The organism is Alicyclobacillus sendaiensis NBRC 100866 (genome assembly GCF_001552675.1).
Classification (GTDB): domain Bacteria; phylum Bacillota; class Bacilli; order Alicyclobacillales; family Alicyclobacillaceae; genus Alicyclobacillus; species Alicyclobacillus sendaiensis.
Window position 1 is genome coordinate 1 of the sequence record NZ_BCRQ01000036.1, and the last position, 15,106, is coordinate 15,106.

At 63.7% G+C, this 15,106-nt stretch carries 11 protein-coding genes; all 11 read left to right on the forward strand.

Annotation, left to right across the window (positions count from 1 at the left end; translation table 11 throughout):
• Positions 1-204: 204 nt before the first annotated feature.
• The 11 genes from AS26_RS08435 to pfkA all read left to right on the forward strand — a co-directional run bounded on the left by AS26_RS08435 (position 205) and on the right by pfkA (position 15,062).
• Complete coding sequence (locus AS26_RS08435; RefSeq protein ID WP_062308414.1) at positions 205-3,030, forward strand: 2-oxoglutarate dehydrogenase E1 component; 2,826 nt, start codon at positions 205-207, stop codon at positions 3,028-3,030.
• Positions 3,031-3,062: 32 nt separating this feature from the next.
• Entirely contained in the window at positions 3,063-4,322 is a 1,260-nt protein-coding gene (gene odhB, locus AS26_RS08440; protein ID WP_062308417.1) for a 2-oxoglutarate dehydrogenase complex dihydrolipoyllysine-residue succinyltransferase, read from the forward strand.
• A 250-nt stretch (positions 4,323-4,572) separates the two neighbouring features.
• Positions 4,573-6,066, forward strand: a complete 1,494-nt coding sequence (gene mqo / locus AS26_RS08445) for a malate dehydrogenase (quinone) (RefSeq protein WP_062308420.1) — start codon at positions 4,573-4,575, stop codon at positions 6,064-6,066.
• A 134-nt stretch (positions 6,067-6,200) separates the two neighbouring features.
• Entirely contained in the window at positions 6,201-7,625 is a 1,425-nt protein-coding gene (locus AS26_RS08450) for an NAD-dependent malic enzyme (protein ID WP_062308423.1), read from the forward strand.
• Between the two features lie 162 nt (positions 7,626-7,787).
• Entirely contained in the window at positions 7,788-8,855 is a 1,068-nt protein-coding gene (locus tag AS26_RS08455) for a helix-turn-helix domain-containing protein (protein WP_245629681.1), read from the forward strand.
• 86 nt (positions 8,856-8,941) lie between these two features.
• Complete coding sequence (locus tag AS26_RS08460; RefSeq protein WP_062308428.1) at positions 8,942-10,096, forward strand: ABC transporter ATP-binding protein; 1,155 nt, start codon at positions 8,942-8,944, stop codon at positions 10,094-10,096.
• Between the two features lie 18 nt (positions 10,097-10,114).
• Complete coding sequence (locus AS26_RS08465; RefSeq protein ID WP_012811408.1) at positions 10,115-10,378, forward strand: HPr family phosphocarrier protein; 264 nt, start codon at positions 10,115-10,117, stop codon at positions 10,376-10,378.
• A gap of 157 nt (positions 10,379-10,535) precedes the next feature.
• On the forward strand, positions 10,536-10,781 hold the full coding sequence (locus AS26_RS14680; protein WP_062308430.1) for a hypothetical protein: 246 nt from the start codon (positions 10,536-10,538) through the stop codon (positions 10,779-10,781).
• Between the two features lie 52 nt (positions 10,782-10,833).
• Positions 10,834-11,175, forward strand: a complete 342-nt coding sequence (locus AS26_RS14685; protein ID WP_062308433.1) for a hypothetical protein — start codon at positions 10,834-10,836, stop codon at positions 11,173-11,175.
• Positions 11,176-11,295: 120 nt separating this feature from the next.
• A complete protein-coding gene (ppc, locus tag AS26_RS08480) occupies positions 11,296-14,016 on the forward strand; it encodes a phosphoenolpyruvate carboxylase (RefSeq protein ID WP_062308436.1) in 2,721 nt (906 codons plus the stop codon).
• An 86-nt stretch (positions 14,017-14,102) separates the two neighbouring features.
• On the forward strand, positions 14,103-15,062 hold the full coding sequence (pfkA, locus tag AS26_RS08485; protein ID WP_062308465.1) for a 6-phosphofructokinase: 960 nt from the start codon (positions 14,103-14,105) through the stop codon (positions 15,060-15,062).
• Positions 15,063-15,106 lie beyond the last annotated feature (44 nt).

Consider the following 15,106-nt stretch of genomic DNA (forward strand, 5'->3'; position numbering starts at 1 on the left):
GACACGGACGCTGTGTGCGCGAAGTTTTGCGCGGGAATTCCGACTGTGGTATACATAGAAATCGGAAAAGGATAGGGTTTGTCCTACCCGTCTATTCATTCTCTGACACCAGGCCGGAATTCCTGCTTGGGATTCCCGGGTGTCCCAAGGCGCCCCCAAGCGGGTGCTCCGTCATGCCCAGTGCGCGTGGAAGAGGGGTTCACAATGGCAAACGAACAACCTGGATCAATGCAGACGTTCTGGCATCAGTTCTCAGGGCCAAACCTGGCCTACCTGCTTGAGCAGTATGAGCAGTACCTCGTGGATCCCAACGCTGTGCCGGAAGACGTGCGCAGCTTATTTGTGCAATACGGGGATCCGGCTCAGGCGGTATCTGCTTCTCCCATAGAGACACAACCGGTGTTCGGACCTCAGGTTTCTGCTCTGTCGCCTCGCACGCTGGAGGTCGCAACGAAAGCCCACCAGTTGGCTCAAGCCATCCGCGCCAACGGCCACCTCGCGGCGGATACGGATCCGCTGTTTGCTCCCGAAGGGTCGCCCGAATTGGAACCGTCGACGTACGGCCTCGTAGAGGCGGATCTCGCCTCCCTGCCCGCCTCGGTGGTCGGAGGTCCCATTGCGCAGTCGGCGCCGACCGCGCTCGCGGCCATCGAAGCGCTGCGGAAGGCGTATTGCAGCGACCTGGGCTATGAATTTGCCCATATTTCGAGCCGTGAAGAGCGGGCATGGTTTGAGGATCAGATTGAAAACCGGCGGTTTCATCAGCCGCTCACCCTGGACGAGGCGAAGGCGCTTTACGAACTGCTGGCGCGCGCGCAGCTGTTTGAGCGGTTTATGCACAAGCGCTTCGTCGGCCAGAAGCGGTTTTCCGTCGAGGGCGTGGACGCACTCGTCCCTATGGTGGATGCGCTTGCGAAGATGGCCGTCGACGCCGGTTTTCATCACGTGTTCATCGGCATGGCGCACCGCGGCCGCCTGAACGTCCTCGCGCACGTGCTGAAAAAGCCCTACGAGCGCATCTTCTCCGAGTTTCACGCCGGCAATGGCATGGCCTCGGACGAAGAACTCGCGGAATACATGCTCGGCTGGGGCGGCGACGTGAAGTACCACATGGGCTGGACGCGCACCTTCGAGACGCCAAACGGCCAGAAGGCGCGCTACGTGCTCTCCAACAACCCGAGCCACTTGGAGTTCGTCGATCCCGTCGTGGAAGGCATGACGCGCGCCGCGCAGGACGACCGGACGCGGCCCGGGCAGCCCACTCAGGATGTCCACAAGGCGTTCCCCATCCTGGTGCACGGCGACGCCGCGTTCACCGGCGAAGGTGTGGTCGCCGAGACGCTCAACTTTTCGAAGATCCCCGGCTATTACACCGGCGGCACAGTGCACATCATCGCCAACAACCACCTCGGTTTCACCGCCGACCCGGAGCAGGGCCGGTCGACCCGTTACGCGAGCGACATCGCCAAGGGCTACGACCTCCCGGTCGTCCACGTTTCGGCGGACAACCCGGAAGCGTGCCTGCGCGCGGTTCGCCTCGCCTTCCTGTATCGCGAGACGTTCCAGAAGGACATCGTGATTGATCTCGTCGGCTATCGGCGCTGGGGCCACAACGAGTCGGACGATCCGGCCATGACGCAGCCGGTGATGTATGCGAAGATCGCGTCCCATCCAACCGTGATGGAGATCTACGCGAACGAGTTGGTTTCGAGGGGCGCGTTCACGGCGGCGGATCTCCAGAAGATCGACCAGGCCATCGACGCGGAGCTGCTGCAGGCGTACAAGAAATACCCTGAGATTCACACGCCGGCGGCCGTCACGGACTTCTCGGAGCCTACGGAAGACGCAGAGCCCGTCACGCTGGAGGAACTCAAAGAAATCAACCGAGCGCTGTTGGAAACGCCCCCCGACTTCACCGTCTATCCGAAGCTGAAGCGCATCCTGGAGCGGCGCCGGGACGCGCTCGACGGAGGCGACATCGACTGGGCGCACGCCGAGGCCCTGGCGTTTGGAACCATTCTGCGATCCGGCACGCCCATCCGCATGTCCGGCCAGGACTCGGAGCGCGGGACGTTCGGCCAGCGCCATCTCGTCCTCCACGACGCGAACACCAACGCGCGCTACGCTCCGCTCCAGCACCTGCCGGGCGCCAAGGCGAGCTTTGTGGTGTACAACAGCCCGCTTTCGGAGACGGCCGTGATCGGCTTTGAGTACGGCTACTCGGTCGAAGCGAAGGACGCGCTGGTGCTGTGGGAAGCGCAGTACGGCGACTTCGCGAATGTCGGTCAACCGCTCTTTGACAACTTCATCGTGGCGGCGCGGTCCAAGTGGGGAGAGACGTCCGGGCTGGTGTTGCTCTTGCCCCACGGGTTCGAGGGGCAGGCGCACGAGCACTCGAGTGGCCGCGTGGAGCGGTTCCTGCAGCTCGCGGCCCGCAACAACATCGTGGTGGCGAACGTGACGACCTCGGCGCAGTACTTCCATCTGCTGCGGCGCCAGGCGGCTCGGCTCGCCAACCCGCGCCCGCTCGTCATCATGACGCCGAAGAGCTTGCTTCGAAACCCGCTTGCGGCATCGAAGCCGGAAGATCTGACCGATGGACGATTCCAGCCGGTTCTGCACTTCGCCAAGGCGGGCGAGCGGGCGCAGGCGGTCCGGCGTCTCATCCTCTCGAGCGGGAAGGTCGGCGTCGACCTCGCCGCGGAGATGTCCAAAAGGGGCGAGGAAGCTTGCGCGCACGTGGCCACCGCGCGTGTCGAACAGTTGTACCCGTTCCCGGCGGATCGCGTGAGGGACGCCATCCGCTCGTATCCCAACCTGCAAGAGGTGGTGTGGCTCCAGGAGGAACCCGAGAACCAGGGGCCGTGGAACTTCATGCGGCCGAGGTTGCAGGAACTTCTTCCGGCGTCGGTGAAACTCCGTTATATCGGCCGTCCCGAGCAGGGCTTTGTGGCGGAAGGATCGCCGGACGTGCACAACCGCGTGCAGGCTGAAATTTTGGCGCAGGCGTTGGCAAACGATATCCACTAAGGGCGCATGCCGAATACGGGGAGGAAGCCATTGTGGCAGAGGTCAAGGTTCCATCGCTAGGCGAGTCGATTGTGGAAGCGACGATTGGGCAGTGGCTCAAGCGCGAAGGGGACGCGGTTGAGTCGGGCGAGGCCATCGCGGAGCTGGAGACGGACAAGGTCAACGTCGAGGTCATCGCCGAAGAGTCTGGCGTGCTGACGCAGATCCTGAAGCAGGTCGGCGACACCGTGGCGATTGGGGATGTCATCGCCGTAATCGCCGAGGGTCAGGCGCCGTCCGCGCCGGCTCAGCAGTCGCAGCCGTCGAATCAGGCGCAACCTGAGGAGGTCAAGCCGTCTGCGCCGAGCGCTCCTCAGGTGCAAGCGCAGGCGCCGTCCGCACAGCAGGCCTCGGCGCAGCAACAGGTTTCGGTGCCAGGCGAGCTTTTGGTGCGGCCGACGCCGTCGCTGCGGCGAGCTGCGGCCGCGCAGGGCATCGATCTTCGTCAGGTGCAGGCCGGGGCGCTGGGGCTTGGCGCCAAGCCTTCGGCACCCGCGGCGCCACAGGCAACGCCCGCACCGGCCGTGCAGTCGGCTTCCCAGGCGGCGTTGCGCCCGGATGAGGAACGCATCCGCATGTCGCGCCGCCGCGCGACCATCGCCAAGCGGCTTGTGGAGGCCCAGCACACCGCGGCCATGCTGACCACGTTCAACGAAGTGGACATGAGCCGCGTGATGGAGATCCGCAAGCGGCGCAAGGACGCGTTCCGCGAGAAGTACGGCGTGGGGCTCGGCTACATGTCGTTCTTCACCAAGGCGGTGGTGGGTGCGCTGAAGCAGTTCCCGCTCCTGAACGCGGAGATCCAGGGCGAGGACATGATTGTGAAGCACCACTACGACATCGGCATCGCGGTGGCGACGGAGGGCGGCCTCGTGGTGCCTGTGGTTCGGAACGCGGATCGCCTGACGTTTGCCGAGATTGAGCAGCAGATCGCCGATCTCGCCGCGCGGGCTCGGGCGAACAAGTTGTCGCTCGAGGAACTGCAGGGTGGCACCTTTACCATCACGAACGGCGGTACGTTCGGATCGCTGTTCTCCACGCCCATCCTCAACGCGCCCCAGGTCGGCATCCTTGGGATGCATAACATCGTGGAGCGCCCGGTGGCCGTGAATGGGCAGGTGGAGATCCGCCCGATGATGTACATCGCGCTTTCGTACGATCACCGCATTGTGGACGGAGCCGAGGCCGTGAGCTTCCTGGTCACCGTGAAGCGGCTGATCGAGGATCCGGAGTCCCTGTTGCTCGAGGGCTGATCATGGGAGTGGGACGGCGGGGGGCGGCACAGGCCGAACCCCGCCGTTTCTGCTGCGCGAGGCTTGGGCGCGCTGAATTCGCGAATCGCGCGCCGATGATTTATACTCTATACGGATTGTCGAAATTCGTTGAACGGCGTGGAAACCGCTTGATTTCGGCCCGCAAAGCGATCCTTCGGGGCCGAATGTCCGACAGTATGGTTTGTGCGGCGCATCATCGCGCCCGCATCTGCATAAGGATGGGATCGAGATGGACGGAAAGACGAGATCGGATGTCGCCCTGATTGGCGGCGGCATTATGAGTGCCACGCTGGGGACCTTGTTTCGGCAGCTTGCGCCGGATTGGACCATCACCGTGTTCGAGCGCCTCGACGAGGTCGCTGTGGAGAGTTCGAACGAGTGGAACAATGCGGGCACAGGCCACTCTGCGCTCTGCGAGCTGAACTACACGGTCGAAAAACCCGATGGCAGCATCGACATCTCCAAAGCGATTCAGGTGAATGAGCAGTTCTTGGTCTCGCGCCAATTTTGGTCGTTTTTGGTTCGGCAGGGCATCATCGAGCAGCCGAAAGATTTCATCGTGCCGGTCCCGCACATGAGTTTCGTGCAAGGCGAGACGAACGTGGCCTTCTTGAAGAAGCGTCACCAACTGTTGTCTCAGCACCCGCTTTTTCAAGGGATGGAGTACTCCGAGGATCCCGAACGACTCCGCGAGTGGATCCCGTTGATGATGAAGGACCGGAAGCTGGATCGGCCGATTGCTGCCACGTGGGTCCCGTCCGGCACCGACGTGAACTTCGGCGCGCTCACCCGCATGCTGTTCCAATACCTTGAACGAGAAGGCGTGGAAGTGCAGTGCGGGAAGGAGGTCCAAGACCTCAAGCGCACGCGGGACGGCCTGTGGCAGCTCCGGGTGCGCGATGTGAAGACGGGCGTCACGTATGACCACGTGTCGAAGTTCGTCTTCGTCGGCGCTGGGGGATGGAGTCTACTGCTTCTGCAGAAATCCGGGATTGAGGAGGGGAAAGGCATCGGCGGCTTCCCGGTGAGCGGCCTGTTCATGGTCTGCGAGAACCCAGAAATCGTACGCCAGCACCGCGCCAAGGTGTATGGCAAAGCCCCGGTGGGCGCGCCTCCCATGTCCGTGCCGCATCTGGATGCCCGCGTCATCGGCGGCCGCGAGTACGTCCTGTTCGGGCCGTTCGCTGGGTTTTCGCCGCGCTTTTTGAAGACGGGTTCCATGCTCGATCTCGTCAAGTCGGTCAAGCTTCACAACCTGTCGACACTTCTCGCCGCGGGTGCGAAGAACGCCTCGTTGACGCTGTATCTCATCCGGCAGCTCATGCTGACCAAAAAGCAGCGCATGGACGAGTTGCGCGAGTTCGTGCCCACAGCGCGCGATGAAGATTGGCGCCTCGTCGTCGCGGGTCAACGCGTCCAGGTCATCAAGCGGCGCCCGCGCGGCGAACTCCAGTTCGGAACCGAGGTCGTGAGCGCCAAGGACGGCTCCATTGCGGCGCTGCTCGGCGCGTCTCCGGGCGCGTCGGTCGTGGTGTCCATCATGCTCGAGGTCATCCGCAAGTGTTTTCCCGACCGGCTGCCCGAGTGGGAGAACAAGATCCGCGAGATGATCCCGTCTTACGGCGTCACGCTCGGTGACCGGCCGGATCTGATGCGGTCCATTCAGGCCGAGACAGCCGAGGTCCTGGGGCTGCACCGGATGGAAGCTCGAACGGACGCGTGAGACGTGCGCAGCGAGGACGCACCAGCCCCTCCCTGGTGCGTCCTTTGTGATCTGGAGCACGGCGCGTTGTCTTGAAAATCAAGCGTCTGTTACACTAGGCGTATCCAGCCGAGACGGCAAAGAGGAGGTCGCGCATGGAGTTTCAGCGGAGTGGCATCAGTCTGATCTATCGACTGGAAATCGCCAACAAAGGCAATACGTTTGCAAAGGTGGCGAGCCTGGTCGGGAACGCCGGCGGCGACATCGCCGCGGTGGACGTGATCCGCGTGACGCAGGACGTGGTGGTGCGAGACGTGACCATCAACGTCGCGAATCGGGAACACGGCCGCCAGATTGCCGAGTTGCTCGACGCGGAGCCGGGGATCCACGTGATCGCGGTATCCGACCGGACCTTCCTCGTTCACCTGGGCGGAAAGCTCGAAGTTGTGCCGAAGATCCAGGTGAAGAACCGCGAGGATCTTTCGCGCGTCTACACGCCGCACGTGGCGCGTGTGTGCGAGGCGATTCACGAGGATCCGTCGAAGGCGTTCCAGCTGACCATCAAGCGGAACACAGTGGCCGTGGTCTCGGACGGCACGGCGGTCCTGGGCCTCGGGGACATCGGCCCGTACGCGGCCATGCCGGTCATGGAAGGCAAGGCGATGCTGTTCAAGCAGTTCGCGGGCGTGGACGCGTTTCCCATCTGCCTGGATACCAAGGATCCGGACGAGATCGTCGAGACGGTCAAGCGCATCGCGCCGGCGTTTGGTGGCATCAATCTGGAGGATATCTCATCCCCGAGGTGTTTCTATATCGAGGAGCGACTGAAGCAGGAGCTTGACATCCCGGTGTTCCACGACGATCAGCACGGCACGGCGGTCGTGATGCTCGCCGGCCTGATGAACGCGGCCAAGCTCGTCGGGAAGAAGCTCCAGGATCTGAAGGTCGTGATTGTCGGCATCGGCGCCGCCGGCGTGGCCTGCACGAAGATGCTTTTGTCCGCCGGGGTCAAGAACATCATCGGCGTCACGCTGGAGGGCATCCTGCACCGCGGCAAGCAGTACGACAACGAGATCTGGAACTGGTACAAGGAGCACACGAACCCGGACAATATCACGGGCACGCTGGACGACGCCATCGTGGGCGCGGATGTATTCATCGGCGTCTCGGGGCCGGGCGTGTTGACCGTCGAACACATCAAGAAGATGGCGCCGGATCCGATTGTGTTCGCGATGGCGAATCCGACGCCGGAGATCGAGCCGGAGTTGGCGGCTCCGCATGTGCGCGTGCTCGCCACAGGGCGGTCGGACTATCCGAACCAGATCAACAATCTGCTCTGTTTCCCGGGGATGTTCAAGGGCGCGCTTGCGGCGCGCGCGTCGACCATCAACGAGGAGATGAAGCTTGCGGCCGCGCAGGCCATCGCGTCCATCATCCGCGAGAGCGAGCTGCGCGAGGACTACATTATTCCGTCTGTCTTTAACCAAGCGGTTGTTCAGAGAGTCGCGGACGCGGTGGCGGAGGCCGCTCGCCGCACGGGCGTGGCGCGGCGCGAAGTCATGCCGAAGGACAACTACTGATGGGTCCGCATCGAGCGGACCGAGCCTGTGGAAAGGCGAACGGGTGCGAGCGGGGCGCAGAAGCCCCGCTCGCCGCGCTTTCGGACGTGTGGGCGGGATGGCACAGGCGTGCTAGAATCGATAGAAAGTGCCAACGCGGTTTGTGTGGGAGCCAAGATGATCATGGAATTCCAAGCGGAGTTGGTGTCTCGGTTCATGGGCGCCCTCGGCAAGCCCTGCGCGTGGATCTCGTGGACGCCGTCGCTTCCCGACGCGCTCATCGGGGAGTGGGTCGACGGGCCGAACGGGGCCTGCTACTTGCGCGTCCGGGAGGATCTCGGCGTCGACGGAACGTCGCTTGCACAGCGTGAACGCGCGTTTTTGACTTGGGCGCTTCGTTCGTCACGCGGGCAACGCGATGCCGAACCGATGGTGCGTTTGCGCAGCTGCCCTGCCCGACATCTCGTGGCCGCCGTCGCAGGGCTGGAGTGTGCGGAGCCAGTTCGCGAGGCGGCGGCCTCGGTGGCTCTTTCCGCGTACCCAGCGCATTTGGTCGCGATCGAGTGGTCGGCGCGCGTGGGCAGGGCGCCGGAGCCGCGAGAAAGTGCAGACATGGTGAAGAGGGTCACAGAGGCGTACGTCGAGGCGAGCGCTTGGCAATTCTTCTCCTCCATGCCGCTCGCCATCGCTTCGGTCTCAAGGCCCGCGCTTCGCCACGCCTGGCTGTCTCTCGGGCACGCAGAGATGGACGTCCGAGGGATTTCGGCGCTGGCGGCGCAGATCGCGAGCGCCTTGCGGAGTGAGGCGATGATCGACGCGCGCGTGGCCGTCTCAGGCGTGATTCGAACGCCGCAGGACGCGCCGGCGGGCGTGGCGATGCTCGAGCTTGCGCGGCGCGAGGCGCTCCAGCGAGCCACGGGGGCGGCGGTGTTCGGTGACGACCCCGTGCGAATGGCCCTTCGCTGGCTTGACGACACCGCCAGAGCCGCCTTTTTGCGATCCGTCTCCGCCATCTCCGACGAAGAAGCGGCGCATTGGCCGGAAGGCTGGCCAGAGATGGCCTCGGCCATGGTCCACGCCAACCTGAACCTCAGCGAGGCGGCGCGTTCGCTCTACATGCACCGGAACACGCTGCTTGCGCGAATTGAGAAATTGCGCGAAGCGTCGGGCCTAGACGTTCGCCGGGGCACCGATGCGTTTGCCCTTTTCGCCGCGAGCGCGCTTCTCGAGGGTCAATCTGCACTCGAGTGAGCGCAGGGGCTGTACAAGTTGCACATGGCCACGGTGAAAGCGTTTTGCTATGCTCAGTATGAGCATTCTGACGGGGAGTTGATAGCGTGGCTCGCGTATTGCTCGAGCACATTTACAAGACATATCCCGGCCAGACGGAGCCGACAGTGAAGGACTTCAATCTCGACATTCAGGACAAGGAGTTCACGGTGTTTGTCGGCCCCTCTGGATGCGGCAAGACGACGACGCTTCGCATGATCGCTGGACTCGAGGACATCACCGAGGGCAACCTCTACATTGGCGATCGCCTCGTGAACGACGTGCCGCCGAAAGATCGGGATATCGCGATGGTGTTCCAGAACTACGCGCTCTATCCCCACATGACGGTGTATCAGAACATGGCGTTTGGCCTGAAACTGCGCAAGGTGCCGAAGGCCGAGATCGACCGGCGCGTGCAGGAGGCGGCGAAGATCCTCGATATCGCGCATCTGCTCGACCGAAAGCCGAAGGCGCTCTCCGGCGGTCAGCGCCAGCGCGTAGCCTTGGGACGCGCCATTGTGCGCGAGCCGCAGGTGTTCCTCATGGACGAGCCGCTGTCGAACCTGGACGCGAAGTTGCGCGTGCAGATGCGCGCGGAGATCCGGAAGCTGCATCAGCGGTTGCAAACGACCGTCATTTACGTTACACATGATCAGACGGAAGCCATGACGATGGGCGATCGCATCGTGGTCATGCGCGACGGCGTCATCCAGCAGGCGGATACGCCGCAGGTCGTGTACTCGCAGCCGAAGAACATGTTTGTGGCAGGATTCATCGGGTCTCCCGCCATGAACTTTATTCGTGGCGAGATTGTGCAGGACGGCGACGCGTTTTACTTCCGCGCGCCCTCGATTTCGCTGCGCCTGCCGGAGGGGCGCTATGGCGTGCTGAAGGCCTCGGGGGCCATCGGCAAGCCGGTTGTGCTCGGCGTGCGGCCGGAAGACCTGCACGATGAGGAAGTGTTCATGACCACCTATCTTGACTCGGTGATCCAGATACAGGTGGAAGTCGTGGAACACATGGGCTCCGAGGTCTACCTGCACACAAGCATTGGGCCGAACACGATCGTCTCGCGCGTGAACCCGCGCCACGTCTACCACGTCGGGAGCTCGGTCAAGCTCGCGGTGGACTTGAACAAAATCCACATTTTCGACGCGGAGACGGAGGAGTCCATCGGCTTCGCCGCAGGTCCTGCGGGTGAACGTCAAGAAGCTATGGTGTGATATCGAGGTGTTGATGAGATGGTGGAAAAGGTCTTGACCGTCAACCTTCCTCAGGGGCTCGCGGCGCGGCCAGCGGCGGAGTTTGTCAAGCGGGCGTCGTCGTTTTCCAGCCAGATTCGCATCGGGAAGAACGGTCACTTCGTCGACGCGAAGAGCGTCCTCGGCGTGATGTCAATGGCCATCGCCCGCGGCGAATCGGTCACGCTGCAGGCCGAGGGGAGCGACGCAGAGCGGGCGGTGGAGACCCTCGCGGAACTGCTGTCGCGCGATACGTTCGAGTGAGGGTAGACGTCAGGCCCGGCGCGAGCGGCGTCGGGCCTGAATCGTGTCGTGGGCGGAGAGGAATTTTACCGGCCATCCCGAATAGGTGGGCGAGGCTTGACGTCGCGCTGGACATCGGTCTGCCGGCGTCGACGAATTGTTCGGTTGGGGGTCCGCCATGCCCACCTATGACGACATTGGAGCGCGCGGAGACACGCGCCTTCGCAGGCTCGGTCAGCGGTTTGTGGATCGGTTGCCGACGCTCAGCATCCGCCAAAAGTTCCTCGTGAATACCGGCCTCGTCACCCTCCTCCTCGTCGCCCTCGGCGTTGTGAACGGCGTGCTGGTGAGCCAACTGCACCAGTCCGTCAGCAAGCTCGAGCAGGCCGATACGGTGCTCAACCTCATTCGCCAGTTTGACTAGGGCATCGCGACGGCGGACAACGACGCGGCGCTCTACCTGCTCGCGCCAAACGGTGTCGCAGCGAGATCTGCGCGTTCAGCCCGTCGACGTGCGCACTCGCGACGAGATCGAAGACTTCGCGCGCGTCTGGAACGACCTCGTCGGAAACCTCCGGGCGCTCATCGTGGAAGAGGTCGCGGATGCTACGAAAACCATCGTCGCAGAGGCCGACCACATGTCCCGGGATATGGCCGTCGTGGTCGAGCTGGCGCAACAGGCGGCCCGGGAGTCGGAGAGTGTGGTGGCCGCTTCTCAGCAACAGGCGAGTTCGATGCAGGAAATCGCCTCGACGGCCGCGTCGCTCAGCGCGCGAGCCCAAGACCTGCAATCTCTCATTGGCCGTTTTCTCGTCTAGGGCGAAGTTTCTCAGTTTTGGGACGAGCGTTCGTTGCGCGAAGCTTCGGCCCGTTGTAACCTGATACGGGAACGATAGAGAAAATCGACCCACGGAGTGGAGAGGACAGGAGGTATCTCGTTGGCGAACGACGCGCCCTTGCACCGGGACATACGCGTCCTCGGGGATTTGTTGGGAGAAGTGCTGGTCGAGCAGTGCGGCCAGCGGGTGTTCGATCACGTCGAATCCATTCGCCTCGCTGCCAAGGCTTTTCGCGCCCAGCCATCGCCGGAAACGCGCGCGGCGCTGCAGCAGGCCGTGTCCGCCGTGGAACCGGAGCACCGAAACGACGTCATACACGCGTTTTCGGTGTACTTCCAGCTCGTCAACCTCGCCGAGCAGAACCACCGGCTTCGCCGGCACCGAGACTATGATCGCTCGCAACAGGTTCTGCGCGGTTCGTTTCGCGAGGCGATGCGCACCCTTGCGCATCGCGGCATGACCGCAGACGACATCGAGGCCCTGCTTCGGGAGGTCGGGATCGAGCTCGTGCTCACCGCGCATCCCACGGAGGCGCTTCGCCGCACGGTGCTCGACAAGCACACGAAGATTGCCGCCTACCTCGAGGAAATGGACGATCCGCGCAAGACACCGCGAGAGCTCGACGTGCTGCGCGAGCGGATTCGGACGGAGATCGTCGCCCTGTGGCAGACCCGGTCCGTGCGCAAGCAGCGCATCACCGTCCTGGATGAGGTCCGAAACGGGCTGTACTTTCTGGATCAGATCCTGTTTGACGTCCTGCCTCGCGTGCATCAAAAGCTTGAACAGGCCGTCGAGGAGCAGTTTGGCCGTCAGCTTCTCGAACTCCCCCCGCTGATTCGCTTCGGCTCCTGGATGGGAGGCGATCGCGACGGCAATCCGAACGTCACGTCCGACATCACGTGGCAGACGCTCGTCCTTCATTGCGATCTCGCCCTCAACAAATATGAGCAAAAGTTGCGAGAACTCGGGCGGGACCTGAGTGTGTCGGTGGACCGAGCGGGTGCGGACGAGGATCTGCTGGCGTCGCTCGAGGGTGAGAACGACGAGCCGTACCGGGCGCTCATCAACCGGATGCTGGAGCGGCTCGCGAATACGCGGCGCCGCCTGCACGGCGAGCAGGTGGATGGCCCGGATTACGCGTCGCCCGAGGAGATGATGGAGGACGTCGAGCGGATGGCGAGATCGCTCGCGCATCACCGGGGCCAGCGCATGGTGGACGCGTGGCTGCGGCCGTTTTTGCTGCAGCTTCGCATCTTCGGTTTCCACATGGTCACGCTCGACATCCGTCAACACTCCGGCGTGCACGAGCAGGCCGTGGCGGAGCTTCTGCAGACGGCGGGGCTTGTCGACGACTACGCGTCGCTCGGCGAAGAAGCGCGGGTGCGCGTCCTGTCCGAATGCCTCGCGTCGCCGCGCCCTATCCGCAATCCGTACCATGTGTACTCCGATCTCACCACCGAGGCGCTCGCGGTCCTCGACTGCGTGCGGCGCGGTCACGAGACGTTTGGACCTCGCTGCGTGCAGGACTATCTCATCTCCATGACACAAGGCGCGAGCGATCTCCTCGAGGTGTTGCTCTTGGCGAAGGAGTCCGGCCTGTTTGGCTGGCCGGACGGGCCGAAGGCGCCCCCGAAGAGCGAGTTGAACGTCGTTCCGCTGTTTGAGACCATCGAAGATCTGGAGTCCGCCGCTCACATCATGCGGTCGCTGTTTGAAAATCCCGTGTACCGGCGTCACCTGGAGATGCGCGGCTGGCAGCAGGAAATCATGCTCGGGTATTCCGACAGCAACAAGGATGGCGGCTACCTCACCGCGAACTGGTCGCTGTACATGGCCCAGAAGCACCTCATTCGCCTGGCGGAAGCCTACGGCGTGCGCATCAAGTTCTTCCATGGACGCGGCGGCGCGCTGGGCCGCGGGGGCGGTCCGGTGGAGCAGAGCATTCTTGCGCAGCCCACGGAAGCGCTGCGAGGGCACGTCAAGATCACGGAGCAGGGCGAGGTCATCTCGCAGCGGTACGGACACCCGGGGATTGCCGAACGGTCGCTCGAATCGTCGGCGGCGGCTGTGCTGGTGGGCGCCACGCGCGAGGACAGCGAGGAGTGGGCGCAGCGGCATCCGCGCTGGTTTCAGCTGTTGGACAGGGCGTCGGAAATCAGCTTTCGCGCCTACCGGAAGCTGGTCTTCGAGCATCCCGCCTTCCTGGAGTATTTCCACCGCGCGACGCCGATTGACGAGATCGGCAAGATGAACATTGGGTCGAGGCCGTCGCGGCGTTCGCAGTCGGCGCGCATCGAGGATCTGCGCGCCATCCCGTGGGTGTTCTCGTGGACGCAGAGCCGCCATCTGCTCCCGGCCTGGTACGGCTTCGGCAGCGCCATGGAGGCCCTGATGCGAGAAGATCCCCGCGCGCTTGAAGACCTGCGCCGCATGTACGAGGTGTGGCCGTTCTTCCGCACGCTCGTGGACAACCTGCAGATGGCCCTCTCCAAGGCCGATATGCTGGTGGCTCGGGAGTACGCGCAGTTGGCGGGGGCCGCGGGACAGGCGGTCTTTCCGCTGATTGAGGAGGAGTACGCCAGGACGGAGCGCGCCGTGCTCGACATCACGGGCTATGCGCAGCTTCTCGACAACCGGCCGGTGATTCGGGAGTCGATTTCGCTTCGCAATCCGTACGTCGATCCGCTGTCGTTTTTCCAGGTGCGTCTCCTGGCCGATCTGCGCCGGGACGACCTCTCGCCCGACGAGCGAGAGGCGGAATTGGCCGACGCGCTGCAAACCATCAACGGCATCGCCGCGGGGTTGCGCAACACCGGCTGAGCGATGGCGCGGCACTCGAGTGCCGTTCATTGCGCAAATCGCGATCGTCGTCTACCATGAAGGTGTCCTCGTTGGGGGTGTTGGCCATTCAAAAGATAGGCGTTTTGACGAGCGGGGGCGACGCGCCTGGCATGAACGCGGCCATCCGCGCCGTGGTCCGCACGGCCATCTACCGCGGGCTGGAGGTCGTCGGCATTCGCAGGGGGTATGCGGGCTTGCTGGACGGGGATTTCCGGCCGATGCCCATCGAATCCGTCGGCGACATCATCCAGCGCGGCGGCACCTGCCTGTTTACGGCGCGTTGCAAGGAGTTCATGACCGAAGAGGGGCAGAGGCGCGGGTATGAGCGGCTCGTCGAGGCCGGGATCGAGGGTCTCGTGGTGCTCGGAGGAGACGGCTCGTTTCGAGGCGCCAAGCGCCTGAGCGAACTGGGCATTCCGACCGTCGGCGTGCCCTGCACCATCGACAACGACATCGGCGCCTGCGACGCGAACATCGGCTTTGACACGGCTGTGCAGACGGTGATTCAGGCCATCGACAAAATTCGCGACACGGCCACGTCGCACGAGCGGACGTATGTCATTGAGGTCATGGGTCGGCACGCCGGGCATATCGCGCTCGCGGCCGGGCTGGCGGGCGGCGCCGAGAGCGTGCTCATCCCCGAGGTCCCGTTCAGCCTCGAGGATGTGGTGGCGAAGCTGCAGCGGGGCGTGGCCCGCGGCAAGAAACACTCCATCATCGTCGTGGCGGAAGGCGCCGCCCGCGCGGTGGACGTCGGACATTACATCGAGGAAAAGACGGGGTTTGATACGCGCGTGACCGTGCTTGGGCACGTACAGCGCGGCGGCGCGCCGTCGGTGGCCGATCGCGTCCTGGCCAGCCGCTTGGGCGCCTTCGCAGTCGAACTCCTCCTCAAAGGCGAGACCGCGGTCATGGCCGCCACGCAGAATGGGGCGCTCGTGGCGGTGCCATTTGACGAGGTGTTCGCGTCCGTGCGCCAGCCTTCGCAGGAACTTTGCGAGTTGGCCGAGATTCTATCCAACTAAGTGGGGGGCTCTGCAATGGGGCACCCAACCAACGCCAGGGGGTC

Excerpts from the sequence above, each read along its gene's own strand:
- AS26_RS08435 (WP_062308414.1), top strand. The coding sequence starts at position 205 with ATGGCAAACGAACAACCTGGATCAATGCAGACGTTCTGGCATCAGTTC.
- mqo (WP_062308420.1), top strand. The coding sequence starts at position 4,573 with ATGGACGGAAAGACGAGATCGGATGTCGCCCTGATTGGCGGCGGCATT.
- AS26_RS08465 (WP_012811408.1), top strand. The coding sequence starts at position 10,115 with ATGGTGGAAAAGGTCTTGACCGTCAACCTTCCTCAGGGGCTCGCGGCG.
- AS26_RS08450 (WP_062308423.1), top strand. The coding sequence starts at position 6,201 with ATGGAGTTTCAGCGGAGTGGCATCAGTCTGATCTATCGACTGGAAATC.
- AS26_RS14680 (WP_062308430.1), top strand. The coding sequence starts at position 10,536 with ATGCCCACCTATGACGACATTGGAGCGCGCGGAGACACGCGCCTTCGC.
- AS26_RS08455 (WP_245629681.1), top strand. The coding sequence starts at position 7,788 with ATGGAATTCCAAGCGGAGTTGGTGTCTCGGTTCATGGGCGCCCTCGGC.